At 73.3% G+C, this 15,176-nt stretch carries 9 protein-coding genes; all 9 read right to left on the minus strand.

The window, feature by feature from the left end:
- Window positions 1–14 precede the first annotated feature (14 nt).
- The gene (locus LXT12_RS04090) at window positions 15–1,616 is read right to left on the minus strand and encodes a diguanylate cyclase domain-containing protein (protein ID WP_233389757.1); all 1,602 of its coding nucleotides are present in this window, start codon (window positions 1,614–1,616) and stop codon (window positions 15–17) included.
- Window positions 1,613–2,452: an HDOD domain-containing protein gene (locus tag LXT12_RS04095; protein WP_233389759.1), complete on the minus strand. Its 840-nt coding sequence runs from the start codon at window positions 2,450–2,452 to the stop codon at window positions 1,613–1,615. Before LXT12_RS04095 ends, LXT12_RS04090 begins: the two co-directional genes overlap by 4 nt.
- On the minus strand, window positions 2,449–3,801 hold the full coding sequence (locus LXT12_RS04100; RefSeq protein WP_233389760.1) for a hypothetical protein: 1,353 nt from the start codon (window positions 3,799–3,801) through the stop codon (window positions 2,449–2,451). The genes LXT12_RS04095 and LXT12_RS04100 overlap by 4 nt, the downstream gene beginning before the upstream one ends.
- A gap of 16 nt (window positions 3,802–3,817) precedes the next feature.
- On the minus strand, window positions 3,818–5,197 hold the full coding sequence (locus LXT12_RS04105; RefSeq protein WP_233389762.1) for an HlyD family type I secretion periplasmic adaptor subunit: 1,380 nt from the start codon (window positions 5,195–5,197) through the stop codon (window positions 3,818–3,820).
- Complete coding sequence (locus LXT12_RS04110) at window positions 5,194–5,844, minus strand: OmpA family protein (RefSeq protein ID WP_233389763.1); 651 nt, start codon at window positions 5,842–5,844, stop codon at window positions 5,194–5,196. Before LXT12_RS04110 ends, LXT12_RS04105 begins: the two co-directional genes overlap by 4 nt.
- A gap of 10 nt (window positions 5,845–5,854) precedes the next feature.
- Entirely contained in the window at window positions 5,855–7,300 is a 1,446-nt protein-coding gene (locus LXT12_RS04115) for a TolC family protein (protein WP_233389765.1), read from the minus strand.
- Complete coding sequence (locus LXT12_RS04120; RefSeq protein WP_233389767.1) at window positions 7,300–9,054, minus strand: ATP-binding cassette domain-containing protein; 1,755 nt, start codon at window positions 9,052–9,054, stop codon at window positions 7,300–7,302. The genes LXT12_RS04115 and LXT12_RS04120 overlap by 1 nt, the downstream gene beginning before the upstream one ends.
- Window positions 9,055–9,225: 171 nt before the next feature.
- Window positions 9,226–12,216, minus strand: a complete 2,991-nt coding sequence (locus LXT12_RS04125) for a ligand-binding sensor domain-containing diguanylate cyclase (RefSeq protein ID WP_233389769.1) — start codon at window positions 12,214–12,216, stop codon at window positions 9,226–9,228.
- The gene (locus LXT12_RS04130) at window positions 12,195–15,104 is read right to left on the minus strand and encodes an EAL domain-containing protein (RefSeq protein ID WP_233389771.1); all 2,910 of its coding nucleotides are present in this window, start codon (window positions 15,102–15,104) and stop codon (window positions 12,195–12,197) included. Before LXT12_RS04130 ends, LXT12_RS04125 begins: the two co-directional genes overlap by 22 nt.
- Window positions 15,105–15,176: the final 72 nt, after the last annotated feature.

Consider the following 15,176-nt stretch of genomic DNA (forward strand, 5'->3'; position numbering starts at 1 on the left):
CGCTCCGTTCGATCTCAGTGCGCGGCGCCCGCGATGGGCGGGTCGGCGCAGGGAATGCCAATGTCTCGCAGCAGCGCCGCGTCCTCGGCGCAGCCCGCCTCGGGGGCCAGCACGCGCAGGCCCTCGGAGCCGCCGAGTTCGGCCATCAGCTGCAGCAGCCGCCGCTTGCCCGAGCTGCCCTCGCCGGCCAGGCCCACGGCCATGGACGGCGCCAGGCGCAGGTAGCCGACGTGCAGTTGCCGCAGCAGGCCCAGGTCCTCCGGCGGCGCCACGATGCGCTGCAGGCCGATGCGCACGCCATGGCGGTGCAGCATGGCGGCCAGCGGCCCGAGCACGGCGGGCAGGTTGCGCTCGCCGTCGATGCGGAACTCCACCCACAGCTGGCGGGCCGCCGCGTCCATGGCGGCCAGCGCCTCGTCCAGGCGGCTCACGAAGGACGGCCGCTCCGCCGAGCGCGGCGACACGCGGATGGCCACCGCCTGCCCGTGCGCCTGCGCGTGCGCCAGCGCCAGCTCGGCCACGCGCAGGTCGATGTCGGCGATGCGCGCGGTGCGCAGCGCGGCGGGCAGCACCTCGTCGGCCCCGAAACGCCGGCCGTCCGGCCCCTCGAGGCACACCTCGCCCATCTGATGGGCGGCTGCCGCGCCGGTGCCCGTGACCGGCGTCAGGGTCAGCGAGGCCCGGCCCGTGGCCAGGGCCTCGTCGATCAGGCCGCGCCACTGCACCAGCGACAAGGCCGGGCCGGAACGGCCGGCCCTCACCATCAGCCAGGCCGCGTCGCCGGCCTCGCCGGACTGCAGCGCGCGGTCCACGCGCGACATCACCGCGCCGACGGTCTCGCCGGCATGGAAGACGCTCGCCGCCAGCCAGCCCACCCGCGGGCGATCGCTCAGCTCGCGCTGCCTGAGGCCATGCAGGGCGTCGGACAGCTCGCGTGTCCAGGCGTCGAGCGCCTGCGCCTCGACGCCCGCCACCAGCACGCCGAAATCCGCGCCGTTGAGCCGGGCGATGATGCCGCCCTGGCGCGACAGGCGCTGCACGCGGGTGCGCAGCAGGGTCGCGATCTGCCTGAGCAGCTCGTCGGCGCGCTCGCGGCCGGCGCGCTGGTTCAAGCCGGCCAGGTCGTCCACGCGCAGCAGCACCAGGCCGCCGGTGGCCTCCTCGCCGAGCTCGTGCAGGCAGTCCGACAGGCCGTCCATGAACTGGGCGCGCGCTGCCAGGCCGGTGACCGGGTCGACCGAGATTTCGGTATGCAGCTGTCCGAGGCGGCGGTCGCGGTCGTCGAGCTGCGACTTGATGCGGGTCAGCGCGACGTTGATGGCGCGACCCAGCGGCGCCCACTCGACCGGCCCGTCCTGCACCCGCTCGCCGAAGCGGCCGTGGCCGGCCGCCTCCAGCTGGGCGAGCAGCGGCTCGGCGCCGGCCTTCCACCATCGGGACACCCAGGCCAGCGCGGCCAGCGTGGCCAGCGCCGCGAAGGCATGAACGGCCAGCAGCCCGCCGAGCTGGGCCGGCGCCAGCGCCCCGTGCAGCCACCAGGCACTGGCCGCCGCCGACAGGGCGAAGCCGCCCAGCACCACGCCGACGGCGCGCCGCGTGGCATGGCCGATGCTCACGCTTCACCTCCGGCGGCGATCTGCTCGTATTGCACGGCCAGTTCCTCGTCCAGCCGATCGGCCAGCAGCGAGGCCGCGGCCACCCAGCCGGCGTCGAGCTTGTGCACCGCGATGCGAGCGCTGTCACCGGCCTCGATGGAGGCGGCCAGCTGCGTCGCCAGGCCCAGCAGCGGGGCCAGTGGGCCGCCCGCGCCGCCGGGGTCCAGGTGGTGGGCCACGGCGTCGACGACCGACTCCGGGAAGCCGAGTTCGTCCAGCCATGCCGCGCTCACCTGCGCATGGTCCATGCCGCAGATGTCCTGCTCGATGCGTGCCAGCTCGCGGCCCCGCGCCGAGCGCGCGCCGGCCAGGGCGGGAGGCAGGCGGTCGGCAAAGCCCTGGCAGAGGATGAGATGCCCCACGTTGTGCAGCAGGCCCGCCAGGAAGGCGGCCTCGGCATCGGCGCCGGCCAGCCGGGCGAGACTGCGCGCCGCCTTGGCGGTGATGGTGGCGTCCAGCCAGAACTGGCGCAGGTTCACGCCCGGCACCGCCACGAAGACGGCCTCCAGCCCGCCGCTGATCACCAGCGTGCGCAGGGTGTTCGTGCCGACCACCATGACGGCATCGCGCAGGCTGGCCACGCTGCGCCGGCCGCAGTAGTAGGGCGAGTTGGCGATGCGCAGCGTGCGGGCTGCGAGCTGGGGCTCCTGCTCCAGTTCGTCCACGACGTCGAGCACCGACGCCCCGGGATCGCGGAGCTGGCCGATCAGCCGGCGCACGACGCGCGGCACCGACGGCAGCGACAAGCGCCCCTGGGCCGCGGCGCGCACCATGTCCATCCGGACCTCCAGCATCATGGCCGCCCTCCCTTGGCGTCGGTGCCGGAGAGCACGTCGCGCAGCTGGTCCTTCTCGAGGTTCCAGAGCGTGGAGTCCATGCGCTTGACCAGGGCGGCCTGCTGCAGCACTTCGCCCCTGAGGCCTTCGTTGGATGCGGTGAGCGAGGCGATCTCGCGCTCGAGCGTGTCGACCCGCGCCAGCGCCTCGCGCACATGCCCCACGAGCGCCTCCTGCGCGGGCAGGAAGCCCAGCATCCGCCCGACGCGCTCGTTGGCGGCCTCGGTCTGCTGCAGCATGCCCTCGGCCGCCGACGCGAGCCGCCCCATGGCCGGCACCACGTCGCCGACGCCGCCGACGGTGGCCGTGGTGCGTTCCAGCACCTGCTCCTGCGTCTGCAGCCGCTCGGACAGGCGGGCCGAGGCCGCCGCCATCTCGGCGACCTGGGGCACCAGGCTGTCCAGCCGAGCCACGACGTCGGCCAGGCCGGTTGTCGAGGCGCGGTGCTGTTCCAGGATGTCGGCCAGCAGCGTCGCCAGGAAGCGCTCGCTGATCTCGACGTTCTCGTTGACGCTGCTCTTTTCCGCCAGCGACAGCACCTGGCTGCGCACCACCTCGACGAAATCGGTCGCCGCCTTGCGCACCGCCACCATCTGGAAGCCCAGCACGATGGACCCGACCAGGCCGAACATCGACGCCGAGAACGCCGTGCCCATGGCCGACAGCGGCTTCTGCAGGCCGCCGACGATCTTGGCGAACTCGCCCTCCATGTCGGCCCCGCCGCCGACGCTCTTGGCGATGGTGGCGATGAGCCCCGAGGTCTCGACCAGGGTCTCCAGCAGGCCGACGAAGGTGCCGAGCAGGCCGAGGCCCACCATCAGCCCGACGAGGAACTGGCTGAGCTCCTGGCGCTTGTTCAGGTACTGCTCCAGCGCCTCGATCTCGGGCTCCATCGCGGAGCTGTGGATGTAGACCTGGTGTCCCAGGCCGAGCTTCTGCAGCCGCTCGAGCATGCCGGTCACGAAGGCCGGCGGGCCCAGGCGCGGGTTCTGCTCGCCGCTGGCGTCGCCGTCCCGCAGCCAGTGCATGCCGGCCCGGAAGACGCGCTCCTCGGCGAACAGGGCGACCAGGTGGCCCGCCATGGTCCACATGCCCCAGCACAGTACCGTGATGATGATGCCGTTCAGGATGGGGTTGGACAGGATGGCGAAGGACACGAAGTGCCACATCGACGCCGCTCCCGCCAGCATGGCCAGCAGCGGCAGGGCGACGAAGAACACGTGCCGTGGGCCCACGCCGTGCTCGTGCGCCGGCGGGGCACGGCGCGCCGGGACCTCGGGCGAGGCTGCGGTGGAGGCGATTTCGGTCATGGAAGGGTCCTCGGGTTCATTTGCGATCGCGCAGGGCGGCGTCGGCCAGGCCGCGGATCGGCGACATCAGGTATTGCAGGACGGTGCGGCGCCCGGTCACCACGTCGGCATTGACGGTCATGCCCGGGCCCAGGGGCTCGCCGAAGCGGCGCACGCTGTCGGGGTCCACCGCCGCGACGACGCGGAAGTAGCGCTCCCCGCGCTCGTCGGCCAGGCTGTCGGCGCTGATCTCGGTGACGCGGGCCTGCAGCGTGCCGTAGACGGTGTAGTCGAAGGCCGCCACCTTGACCCGCGTCGGCAGCCCGACGCGCAAGGTGCCGCGCTCGGCGGGCGAGGCGCGCGTCTCGACGACGATGGCCTCGTCGCGCGGGGTGATTTCCACCAGCGTCTCGCCCGGCTTGACGACGCCGCCGAGGGTGTTGCTGGAGAGCTTGTTGACGACGCCGGCCACCGGCGCGGTCAGCACGGTGCGGCGGACACGGTCGTCCTCGGTCTTGAGCTCCTCCTCGAGACGGCGCAGTTCCACGCGGGCGTCGGACAGCGCGGTGCGGGCATCGCTGCGGAACTGTGCCGTCGCCTCGGCCAGCCGCGCGGCCAGCTCCGCGGCGGCGGCGGCCAGCCGCGGCAGCGAGGCCTCGGTCTCGGCGATCTGCGTGCCCAGGCGCTCGACCCGGCCGCGCGCGTCGAGCAGCTCGCTTTGCGAGCCGGCATTGCGGGCCACCATGTTCTGCACCAGCGCGAGCTGGGCGCGGGCCACCTCCAGTTCGGCCTTCAGGCCCTTGGCGCGGGCGCTGGCCTCGGCGGCCTCCTGGCGGCGCTGCGCGGCCTGCTCTTCGAGCACGCGCGTGGTCTGCGTCAGCTTGGCGGCCCGCGCGGCGAACGCCTCGGACTCGGCCCGCACGGCGGCGTCGTTCGGGTCCAGCCCGGGCGGCGGCGTGAAGCGCGCCGCGCCGCTGGCCTCGGCATCCAGCCGCGCGACGCGCGCCGCCAGGCCGGTGAGCCGGGCCGCCTTCTCGCCGCGCGAGGAGTTGGCCTGCAGGTCGGACACCGCCACCAGCGGCTGGCCGGCCGCCACGGCATCGCCCTCGCGGACGAACAGCTTCGACAGGATGCCGCCCTCCAGGTGCTGCACGAGCTGCTGCTTGCCCGAGGGCACGATGCGGCCCTGCGTGTGGACCACCAGGTCCACCGGCGCCACGGCGGCCCACAGCAGCAGGGCCAGCAGCAGTCCGCAGACGGTGTAGACCAGGGCCCGCGGCCGGCGCAGCCGGCGGCCCTGGCCCAGCGTGTTGTCGAAATGGGCGAGCAGCAGGTCCACCGGCATCGCGGCGGTGGCCGCCACGGCGGGCTGGGCCTGCGGCGACGCGTCCACGCCTGGCTCCGCGGCAGGGTTCATCGCCCCTCCCCGATGCGCACGCCCACGGCGGGCCCGGGCGGCTGCGCCTTCATGTCGATGCGGGTGACGATGCGCTCCCCCGGGATACCCTGGCCCAGCAGCTCGTTGCGCACCGCCATCGCGCGGATGTAGGCGGCCCGCTGGTTCTCGCTGAGGTGGATCTCCGGCCCGACGGCCACGACCTCCAGGCGCAGCGCGGGCGACTCGGCCAGCTGCTGCTTGAGCGGCGCCAGGGCCGCGGCCAGCGCCTTGGCCGCAGCCGCGTCGACCGTGAGCGCACCGGCCGCGAAGTCCAGCTGCAGGAAGCGCTCCGCCGGCTTGACCTTGGCCACGGCGCTGGCGGCCAGGGTGGCTTCGTTGCCGGCCACGGGGATGCGCGTGCGCACCGGCGCCCGGGCCTCCACCAGGGGCCCTGAGGGCATCTTCTCGACCTCGGCCGGCGGCCCCTTGGCCGCCGCCCGGGCGCGCCCGAGCTCCGCCTGCTGCTCGGCGATGCGCGCCGCCATCCGCTTGGCCAGCATCTGCGCCGAGAAGCTCAGCGCGATGGCCAGCACCACGATGACGAACACCATCGCGATGACCACGTTGGTCAACGCGTCCACGAACCCGGGCCAATAGTCGCCGTTCTTGCCGCCTCCGCCTGCCATGCCGCCCCCTTCAGCGCGCCACCACGGCGCGCAGCGCGCCGGTGAGGTGGGCGATGCGCCATTCGTTCTGCGCCGCGCCCACGACGACCTGCACGAGGTCGAGCCGGCTCTGGTGCAACCGCTGGTAGGCGTCCAGGACGTCCAGCAGCGGCCGGTTGCCCCCCTGCAGCTGGGCGCGGAAGGCCTCCACGACCTTGCGGTTGGCTTCCAGCTCGTCGCGCACGGCGGCGAAGCGCTCGGTCGCCGCGGCCAGGTTGGCGTAGGCGGTCTCCAGGTCCTGCTGCACGCGCCGGCGCACGCCCTCGGCGCGCGCGTCCAGCTCGCTGCGGCGGGCCTCCGAGGCCCGCATCCTGGCGTAGTCCGAACCGCCGTTGACCAGCGGCACGGTCATCACCAGCATGGCCTTGTTGTCGCGCTGCGAGGCCTCGGTGCCGGCGATGTTGCGCGTCTGCGAATAGGTCACCTCCATCGCCAGCCGCGGCAGGAAGGCGGCGCGGTGGCTGCGGCGCTCGGCCTCGGCCGCCTCGGACTCCAGTTGCGCCGACAGCATGTCGGCATTGCCGAGCAGGGCCACGGTCCAGGCACGCTCGGCGTCGTCGGGGATGTCCAGGTCCAGCGGCGCATCCAGGGCCAGGCCGAAAGGCATCACCGCCGAGAGCCGCTGGAAATTGCGCAGCGCCGCCGCCAGCGCGGCGCGCGAGTCGGCCAGGCTGGAGCGCACGTTAGCCACCCGCGCACCGATGCGTTCGCGCTCCGCGGGGCTGGCCCCGCCGGCGGCGACGCGGTCGCCGATGTAGCGCAGTAGCTCGTTGAGCGCCTTCTCGTACTCCAGCCCCAGCTCGACCGAGACGCGCTGCTGCATGACGCCGAACCAGGCGCTGCCGGTGTCCAGCAGGGTCTGGGACTCGACGCCCGCCTGCTGGGCGTCCGCCGAGGCGGTCAGCAGCTCCTGGCGCGTCCATTCATGGCGCGCCGCCTCGTCGACCAGGGCCTGGCTGAGCACCGCGGAGTGGTCGCCGCGGCCGAGGTTGGCCACGCGGTCGGGCGTCACGAGATGACCCCGGCCCACCGACAGCCGGCCGTCCAGCCGCGGCAGCAGCGCACCGCGGGCGGCCTTGCGGGTGTAGTCGAAGCTCAAGGTGCGGTACTGCGCCGCGGCGACGTCGGGGCTGTTCTGCCAGGCCGCCTGGAGCGCCTCGCCCAGCGACAGCGGCGGCCCGTTGCCGTTGAGCGGCAGCACGGGCGGGATGCCCAGCAGGCCATGCAGCGCGGCCAGCCGCGGCTTCGCCGGATCGGTGGCAGGGGCCGCCGGGGCCGACGCGGCGGATGCGGGCGTGCCCGGCACCTCGGCCGCCGGGCCGGGCCCCGCCTGGGCCGGCGCCCAGGCCGGCATCAACAGCGCCCATCCGAGGGCCGCGGCGCGCAGGCCGCCCCGCGCGGGAGACATGGAAACCATCACGATCCTTCCTTCAGGCTCGGCGCCGGCTCGCCCGGGCCCGGGCGGCGGGCGGCGCCGGGCCGGGTCGACACGGCGCCCGGCGCGAGCAGGCGTTGCGGGGGCGCATCGGCCACCAGCCGGCCGCGCTCGAGGACGAGGACGCGGTCGCACAGGTTGATCAGCTCGGCGCTGTGCGTGGCCACCACGGCGCAGCGCCCCTCCTTCCACGCCGGCAGGGCCGCCAGCAGCCCCTCCTGGGCCTGCCGGTCCAGGCCCAGCGTGGGCTCGTCCAGCAACAGCAGGTCGCTGCGCTGGTGCAGCACCCGGGCCAGGGCCAGCATCTGCCGCTGGCCGCCGGACAGCCCCGCGCCGTTGGGCCCCAGCGCCGTGTTCAGGCCCAGTTCGCCCCGGTCGAGCTGCGGGCCCAGGCCCGCCACCCGCAGGGTGCGCAGCAGCTCGGCTTCGCGCTGGCCGGCCTCGCCCGGCGCCACGACCTCGTGCAGCGGCCCGGCGAGGAAGCCCGGTTCCTGCGGCTTGTAGGCGACCGCGCCGGCCAGCCAGCGCCGGGCAAGGTCGTCCGAGATGATCCGGCCGCCGACGGCGAGCTGCCCCTCGGTGGGCGCGAGATGACCCGCGAGGAGGCGCAGCAGCGTCGACTTGCCGGCGCCCGAGCTGCCGACGACGGCGACCAGCTCGCCGGGGACGAGGCGCAGCGTCAGCGCGTCCAGCACCGCAGGACGGTCGGGGTAGGCGAAGCCGACGCCGGACAGGCGAACGCCCTCCTCGCGCGCGGCGCCGAGCGGGCCGGTGGCCGCATCGTCGGCCGACAGCACCACCGCGTCCAGGGCGACGGACTGGCCCATCTCGCGCAGCGCCCTCAGGAACTCCCGCCAGCGCAGCATGACCGGCGCGAACATGCAGATGGAGCCGACCAGGCGCCCGCCCAGCATGGTGGTGGAGATGAGCCCTCCGACGCTAAGCGCCTGGGCCTCGATGCGATAGACGCCGGCCACCAGCGTGAGCACGGTGCAGGCCGACAGGCCCACGGGCAGCAGCTGCTGGCTGAACTGCTGCCAGACCCGCGCCCGCGCCGCCGCCCGCGCGGCCACGGCGGAGGGCTCGCGCATGCCCCGTTCGGCCACCCGCGCGGCGGCGCTGGACATCACGCTCTCCCGGGCGAGCACCACGTCGACCAGCCAGCCGAGCTTTCGGGCCGTGGCCTGGGAGGCGACCCGCGAGCGCCGCGCCGCCGCCACTTGCAAGGCCTGGCCCGCCAGCAGCAGCAAGGCGCCCACGCCGAGGGGAATCAGCACCAGCGGCCCGGCCACGACGGCCAGCGCGAGGGCGAAGAGCAGCGAGAAAGGCAGGTCCGCGAGCGGCACCAGGAACTGGGCCGACAGCACGTCGCGCGTGGACGAGAGTTCGCGGTGGCGGGACAGCAGCGTGCCGACCGCCAAGGGCTGGGAGGCCGGCGCCGCGAGCACGCCTCGCATGAGGCGCTCGTCCAGGTGCATGTCCCAGCGGGCGCCCGCATGCTCGATGAGGAGCACGCGCGACAGCCGCAGCGTCAGCTCCAGCGCGAACAGCAGCACCATCCCCAGCGCCAGCGCCCACAGGGTCTCGTGGAGCTCGTTGCCGACCGCCTTGTCGTAGACCAGCATCGAGAACAGCGGCAGCGAAAGGGCCAAGGCGTTGACCCCCAGGCTCGCCAAGGCCAGGTCGGCCAGGTGGCGCCGATTGGCTCGCAGGAAAAGCAGGATGGGTTCACGCATGGCGATCGGGTTTCCGGCCCGCGTCGCAGCCGGCACCGCTCCTTCGGTGGAGCACACTGCGAACGATGTTACTGACCGAAAGAAGCGTGTCCCTGTAATAAGACTGTCTTGTCCCCTCGCCGCAACGCGGCCGGGCGGGCCGCGCCGCCTGGGCCTTCCATGGGCTCGTGTTCATGGGGCAGGCGTCGCGGGCGCGTACTCGACGCGGTTGCGGCCGTTCTCCTTGGCGCGATAGAGCGCCGCGTCGGCACGCGCAATCAGTTCGTTGGGACTCTCGGGCCGGTCGGGCTGCAGGCTGGCCACCCCGAAGCTGCAGGTCACCCGCAGTTCCTCGCCCGAGTCCAGCTTCACCGCGCTGGCGCTGATCGAGCGGTGGAAGCTGTCGATGCGGGCACGGCCCTCGGGCTGGTCCACGTCCAGGTCGGGCAGCAGCAGTACGAACTCCTCGCCGCCGTAGCGGCCCACCACGTCGTAGGGCCGCGTCGGGGCCTGCAGCCGCTGCGAGATCGCGATGAGGACGGCGTCGCCGGCCAGATGGCCATGGCGGTCGTTGACCTGCTTGAAGCGGTCGGCGTCGACGATGACGAGGGCCAGGGGCTTGCCGCTGCGGCCGGCGCGCGCGATTTCGGCGGCCAGCGCGTCGCCCAGGGCGCGCCGGTTGAGCACGCCGGTCAGGCCGTCCTTGAGGGCCAGCTCGCGCATCTGCGCATGCGAGGCCTCGATCTGGCGGGTGCGCTCGGCCACCAGCCGCCTGAGTTCGCGCTGGCGCGCGAGGACGCGGTGCAGCCGCCAACGGTAGGCCGCCCAGGCCAGCGCCGCTGCCGCCGTGGCGCACAGGGCATAGAACCAGTCGGTGCGCCACCAGGGCGGCAGCACCTCGATGTCGAGGGACTGCAGAGGCGACTCGGCCTGCAGGTCGGCGTTGCGGACGCGGACCTCGAACCGGTACCTGCCCGGCTGCAGCGACGGGTAGACCAGCTCGCCGGCCATGCCGCTGCGCCAGTCCTCGTCCTGCCCCTGCATGCGGTACTCGAACCGCAGCGCGGAGCGATGCTCGAAGGCCGGACTGGCGGCGTCCAGCACCAGGGCGCGCATCTGCCACGGCAGCGTCAGGTCGGCACCGCCACGGCGAACGTCCGGCCTGACCAGCCTGCGCCCCTGCACTCCAACATGGACGCTGAGTTCCGGCGGGGCGAAGAGCGTGTCCAGATCGTCGAAGCGCGCGGCGCCCCGGCTCGTCCCCAGCCACATCGAGCCATCGCGATCCTCGTACACGGCGCCCTGGTTGCAATCGTTCCAGGGCAGGCCGGCATCCTGGCGGATGAAGCGCCAGCGGCTCATGTTCCAGATCGCCACGCCGTAGTCGGTGCCTGTCCACAGCCAGCCCCGCCGGTCCAGATGCAGCGACAGGACCGACCTGTCGTGCAGCAGCGGCACGTCCAGGCTTTGCGCGCGCAAGGTGCGCGAGTCGCCGTCGATGCGCAGCTCCAGCAGCCCGTGGTCTCCGCCCATCCACAGCCGGCCCTGCCCGCAGGCGATGACGCGCAGCCATTCCTCGCCCAGCGGCTGTCCCGTGGTGTCCACAACCTCCAGGCGCTCCAGGCGCCCGTCCTCGCCCCGCAGCAAGCCCGTCGTGGTGCTGATCCAGATCCGGCCGTCGTCCGCGAGGCAGGCGTCATGGGCGTTCGGCACCTGTGTCTTCGGCGGATACAGGCCCTGGTCGATGCGGTGCAACGGCGTGTCGCGGGCGGGGTCGTCGATGAGGTAGATGCCGTCGTGCGTGACGATCCAGAGCCGGCCCTGCCTGTCGGTCACCAGCCGGGTGATGCGCGGCAGCTTGGCCAGTTGGGTCAGCGTGCCGGTGATGGGGTCGTAACGGCTCAGCGCGCCGTTGAAGGAGCCGACCCACAGACGCCCGCGAGCGTCTTCGGCCAGGCTGGAGGCGACCTCCCGGCGCAGCGGCGCCGGAGCCTGCAGGCCTCGCAGCGGGCCGTGTTCGGTCGCCAGGCCGCCGGCCGTGCCGATGTAGAGCTCGCCGGCCCGTGAGCGCAGGAAAGACCAGACGTCGTCGCTGGGCAGGCCTTCGGCCAGGCCCCAATGACGCAAGTGCTCGTAGCCCAGCCAGTGGGCCAGGCCCGCGCCGGCCGTGCCGAGCCAGACGCCACCGTCGCGCACCTGCAGCAGCGCGGTCACGCCCCCACCCGTCTGCAGGCCCTGCCTCGCCGCGATCTGCTCCCAGTGCCGGCCATCCCAGCGGGCCAGGCCGCTGCCCCATTGCATCAGGATGCGCTGCTGGCGGTCGGCAACCAAGGCCGGCGACCACGGCGCCGGAACGTCGGCAGCCGGGGGCAGGGCCATCGGCTGCAGCGCCTCGCCCCCCGGATCGAGCCGCCACAGCCGCGTCCTCGCGCGCAGCCACAGCCGCCCGTCCGAGGTGAGCAGCAGGCTCGTCAACGGCTCGGACAGCGCCTCCCCGGCAGGGTCGTAGCGGTGCAGGCCGGCGGTGCCGAAGCGGCACAGGCTGCGCGCGCAGCCGAACCAGACGTCGCCGCCGGGGTCGGCGACGACGCTGGACACGTCTCTCACTTCGGGGTGCTGCCGGCGCGTCTCGGCGTCGAACAGCAGCTCGGCCCGCCAGCCCGCGGCCTCGCGGCGCACCCAGTACAGGCCGCGCCGCGAGTTCACCACGAGGCGGCCACGCGTCGACGACAGGGCCTGCCCCGGCTGCGCACTGATGGGTTCGCCGCCATCGCGCACCTCGACGAATTCGTCCTCCTCGCGGACGAAGAGCCGCGTGTCGCTGGCTACCCACAGCCGGCCCGACTGGTCGAGGTGCAGTGCGGAGATGCGCGGCTCGACCAGGCCCTGGCCACGGCCGTAGCGGCGCACCCGGGCGCCGTCGAAGCTGTAGAGGCCGTTCTCGGTGCCTATCCAGAGATTGCCGGGGCGGTCCTGCAGCAGGGCGACCACGGAAAGGTTCTCCAGGCCCTGCTCCTGGCGCAGGAACTGGAAGACGCGCTGCTGCGCCTGGGCCAGCCAGGCGTGCAGCAGCACGACGAGGGCGAGCGCCCTCAGCCCCGCTTGACGACGGGCGTGCCATGCGCCGGCCTTGCGCGAGACCGGCGAACCGAAGACCTGCATCAGCTCGGCTGCGCGTCCCATGCCTGCCTTTCACGGCGATGGTCCGCTGCATTCTCGTCCTGCAGCCTCGCGAGGAGGTGCTCGGGTGGCGCCGGGCGCCCCAGCAGATAGCCCTGCACCTCGTCGCAGTGCAGGCGCCGCAGCATCGCCAGCTGCTCCTCCGTCTCGACGCCCTCCGCCACGACCCGCATGCCCAGGCCGTGGGCCAGCGCGACGATGGTACGCACGATCGCCTCGTCATGGGCCTCGCCGGTGATGTCGGCCACGAAGGACCGGTCGACCTTGAGGCAGTCCAGCGGGAAGCGCTTGAGGTAGCTCAGCGACGAATAGCCGGTGCCGAAGTCGTCCAGCGCGACCCGCACGCCGATCGCATTCAGGCGCTGCAGGGTGTCGACGGCGCGGGCGGTGTCGCACATCAGCACGCTCTCCGTCAGCTCCAGTTCCAGCAGCCGGCTAGGCAGGCCGGTCTCGGCCAGCACGTCCATGACCGTCTTGACGATGTCGGTGTCGCGGAACTGGCGGGCCGAGATGTTGACGGCGACGGACACGTCGCGCCGGCTGGCCAGGCGCCAGCGGACCGCCTGCGCGCAGGCCTCGCGCAGCACCCATTCGCCGATGGGCACGATGAGGCCGGCCTCCTCCGCCACCGGGATGAACTCCTGCGGCCCCACGGGGCCGAGCTCGGCACTGTTCCAGCGCAGCAGCGCCTCCGCGCCCGCCAACTCGTTGCCTTCCATCACCATGCGCGGCTGGTAGACGACGCTCAGTTCGTCGTGCCTGATGGCGTTGCGCAGATGGGTACGGATCTCGACGCGCCGCCGCACCGACCGGCTCATGTCGTAGGAGAAGAACTGGCTGTTGTTCTTGCCCGCCTCCTTGGCGCGGAACATCGCCGTGTCGGCATTGCGCAGCAGGGCGTCGGCGCCGCCCAGGTCGAAGGGAAAGACGCTGCCGCCCACGCTGCAGGTCACGGCGAGTTCGGCGCCAGCCACCTGCACCGGCTCGCGAACGGCCGCCAACAGGCGCTCGGCCAGCATGCGGGCGTCCTCGGGATCGGCCAGGTGCTCGGCCAGCAGGGCGAACTCGTCGCCACCGATGCGGGCGAGGATGTCGGAGCCTCGCAGGCAGGCGCACAGGCGCCGGGCGACGACCTTCAGCAACTCGTCGCCGGCACCGTGGCCGAGGGCGTCGTTGACGTCCTTGAAGTCGTCGAGGTCGAGGAACAGCACGGCCCCCGACTGCCCGGAGCGGCGGCTGCGCGCGATGGCCTCCTCGAGCCGGTCCCGGAACAGCCGACGGTTGGGCAGCATCGTGAGGGCATCGCAGCTGGCCGCCCCCGCCGCTGGATCGGCAGCCGCCGTCGAGCGGATGACGACGAAAGCCCCCTTGACCTCGCCGCGCGCGTCGCTGCAGGGGGCGATGTGGCAGAGCGCCTCGCCATGCTCGCCGTCGGCGCGCGCCAGCTCCCGCGCGACGCTCTGCACGCTGCCGCAAGCCAGGGCCGAGCGCAGCGCGATGCGCACCCCGTCGGGGTCGCCGAACACCTCGGCCGAGTCGCGGCCCAGCAGGCTGTCGCGGTCACGGCCGGTCAGCCGGACGACCGCGGGGTTGAGGTCGACGATGATGCCGGCCGGGTTGACCAGCAGCACGGGGTCCAGGCTGGAGTCGAGCAAGGTGCGGACGTGGTCGTCGGCAGCCTCCAGCCGTTCGCGCAGGCCCCAGTGCTCGCTGACGTCGCGCAGCAACAGCACGGCCCCCGTGATGCCGCCCTTGGCGTCGACGGCGGGCGCGAGGCGGTGCTCCAGCATCACGTCCCCGCCCCCGACGCTGACGCGGACGACGCGCTCGGCATCGTCCGGGGGCTCGCGGCCCGCCAGGACGGCATCGATGTCCCTGAACAGGGCATCGGCATGCTCGCCCCAGACGGGCCGCATGAGCGGTTCGGGATCGGCCCCCAGCATCGTGGCGGCGTCCACGGCGAGAAGACGGCAGCAGGCCGGGTTGATGACGCTCACCCGCCGCTCGCGGTCGACGGCCAGCATCGCGTCGGGCATCGAGCCGAGTGCCGCCTGGACGGCCGCCTTGCGCGCCACGACCTCGCGGTGCGAGCGCAGGAGGGCTCGCCAGGGCCGCTCGAAGCTGCCCTGGTGGACGGTCAGAAGCACCACCGTCAGAGCCAGCACCGCGTAGACCGGCCCGGCCAGTTGCAGGTGGGCGCAGACAGTGCAGAGCTCGGAAAGCGTCGCCAGGCCGGCCGCCGCAACCAACGCCAGTCCCTGGACACTCCGGCCGCGGCGAGCCAGACATAGGGCGAAGGCCGCTACGTTCAGCATGATGATCAGCCAGGGTTGGGCGTGCGGGCCCACCGGCACGTCCTCGGCCGCAGTCGGCATCAATGCCAGCCCGGCGACCAGCGCCAAGGCAGCACCCCAGGACGACTGGAACATGCGTCTGCGCAACGCGCGCGTGGCGACGGCCTGCCGCGGCACGAGCACGGCGCCGCCCAGCGCCAACGGCAGGACCGCATGGGCGAGCCACCAGTACCAATCAGCCCAAACAGCCGGATTTCCGTGGAGGGCGGTCGGAAGTGCACCGCGCAGCGCGAACCCGCACAGCGAGAGCAGTCCCATCGGAAGGCCTAGGGACGCCAGCAGCGTGGCACCAAGCGGGCGCTCGCCACCAACACCCAGCCAGCCGATCACGAAAATGGCCAGGCCCAGCACGCCGAAGGCGGCGTTGGCCAGCAGGCTCAGGGTTGTCAAGTCGGGCAGCGGCGCCCCGGTCGGCGCGGAAGCAGGCAGTGCCAGCGCGAATAGCAGCGGCATAGCCAGGGCGATCCCCCAGCGCAGCAGGCGCTGCGGGTCCCCCTCGGCCTCCTGGATCGCTGCGGCCACAGCACGTCTGGGCATGCCTGTCATCGACTCGTCTCGTTATTCTTGAAAACTCTTGCCCGCATATCGACTCCCGCCTACAGCGCTGGC

It is taken from the genome of Pelomonas caseinilytica, from assembly GCF_021353235.1.
GTDB classification, from domain to species: Bacteria; Pseudomonadota; Gammaproteobacteria; order Burkholderiales; family Burkholderiaceae_C; genus Pelomonas; species Pelomonas caseinilytica.

Bases quoted from the DNA above. Each gene is read 5' to 3' on its own strand.
- LXT12_RS04095 (WP_233389759.1), bottom strand. From the start codon at position 2,452: ATGATGCTGGAGGTCCGGATGGACATGGTGCGCGCCGCGGCCCAGGGG.
- LXT12_RS04100 (WP_233389760.1), bottom strand. From the start codon at position 3,801: ATGACCGAAATCGCCTCCACCGCAGCCTCGCCCGAGGTCCCGGCGCGC.
- LXT12_RS04105 (WP_233389762.1), bottom strand. From the start codon at position 5,197: ATGAACCCTGCCGCGGAGCCAGGCGTGGACGCGTCGCCGCAGGCCCAG.
- LXT12_RS04110 (WP_233389763.1), bottom strand. From the start codon at position 5,844: ATGGCAGGCGGAGGCGGCAAGAACGGCGACTATTGGCCCGGGTTCGTG.
- LXT12_RS04115 (WP_233389765.1), bottom strand. From the start codon at position 7,300: ATGGTTTCCATGTCTCCCGCGCGGGGCGGCCTGCGCGCCGCGGCCCTC.
- LXT12_RS04120 (WP_233389767.1), bottom strand. From the start codon at position 9,054: ATGCGTGAACCCATCCTGCTTTTCCTGCGAGCCAATCGGCGCCACCTG.
- LXT12_RS04125 (WP_233389769.1), bottom strand. From the start codon at position 12,216: ATGGGACGCGCAGCCGAGCTGATGCAGGTCTTCGGTTCGCCGGTCTCG.
- LXT12_RS04130 (WP_233389771.1), bottom strand. From the start codon at position 15,104: ATGCCCAGACGTGCTGTGGCCGCAGCGATCCAGGAGGCCGAGGGGGAC.